2 protein-coding genes are annotated in these 1,036 nt (G+C 58.3%); both read left to right on the top strand.

Annotation, left to right across the window (positions count from 1 at the left end; all coding sequences use genetic code 11):
* Positions 1 to 162: 162 nt before the first annotated feature.
* Positions 163 to 576, top strand: a complete 414-nt coding sequence (locus tag ACKTTN_RS14695) for a hypothetical protein (RefSeq protein WP_407910651.1) — start codon at positions 163 to 165, stop codon at positions 574 to 576.
* A 126-nt stretch (positions 577 to 702) separates the two neighbouring features.
* Positions 703 to 1,036, top strand: a 334-nt coding sequence (locus ACKTTN_RS14700; protein ID WP_407910652.1) for a hypothetical protein, incomplete at its 3' end; no start/stop codon positions are given.

The raw sequence follows: 1,036 nt of genomic DNA on the forward strand, positions 1-1,036 counted from the left end.
TAATTTCGCAGCTTCGGCGGAAGTGGCAGGTCAGGATTGCACTCCCTAATATGCGAGTCGAGCGGGATCTCACTTGTGGCCGTCTCCCGGTAACACCGCCTAACAATTCGTCCAAGCCGACGTCGCTTCGCGGCGCGGCTTAACTCAGGTGTTAGGCCCCGCATGGGGGAGATCAGCGACGTGAGTAGACCGAAAACATTGGTGGCTGCAATTGCGCTACTTGCTGCCACGCACGTCTATGGCATCGCAGTCATCGCGCTCGTAGTTGGTACGCTGTCGGGCATGCTGGTGCCATCCATCGCTCTCATCGTTGCTATTTATTCGCTGCTACTGATGCTATTGGTCTTTGTGTGGCTCGGTCACGATTGGGCGCGGCTTGTGTGCGGCGTTGTGGCGTTTCTGGCAGTGCTAGTCACTGCGCCGCGGTTGCTCTCAATGTCACCCCTTGCCACATGTTGGTTTGTGGCGAAGGCTGCCGGCTTATTCCTGCTCTACGTGCCCCCGACCAATCGTTGGTTCCGCTCGGCGGCCCCTAACAATTCGTCCAAGCCGACGCCGCTTCGCGGCGCGGCTTAACTCAGGTGTTATGCCCACATGGAAACTAGACAGCACTCGCGGTCTCTTTGGCTCGGAACTCTAGCGAGTACCGTCGCTGTCCCGATGCTTATGGCCGGCCTCACATCGCTCTCGCCCGATAGAGTCATGGCTCCACCAATTCTGGTGCTCATCATGGGCGTTGTAATCGCCGCGCCAGTGTCGTTCTTGGTTGCACTGCCATTTGCGGCACTCCTCCGGCGCTACGGTCGGCTCAACGCGCTCTATCTATGCATCGCCGGTGCGGCGGTCGGAGCGATTGTTTTTGGGTTCTACTCGTTCCAATCGAACTACTTCACGGGAATGAACGACAAGAGCTTTGCGCTGTGGGTTGCTCGTCAATCCGCAATCAAGGCGCTGCTGCCGGGCGGCATCTATGGGCTCCTATCCGCGCTCGCATTTTCAATCGGTGCGGGCATAACAATTCGTCCAAGCCGACGCC

It is taken from the genome of Lysobacter claricitrinus, assembly GCF_045866565.1.
In the GTDB taxonomy this organism is placed as follows: Bacteria; Pseudomonadota; Gammaproteobacteria; order Xanthomonadales; family Xanthomonadaceae; genus Cognatilysobacter; species Cognatilysobacter claricitrinus.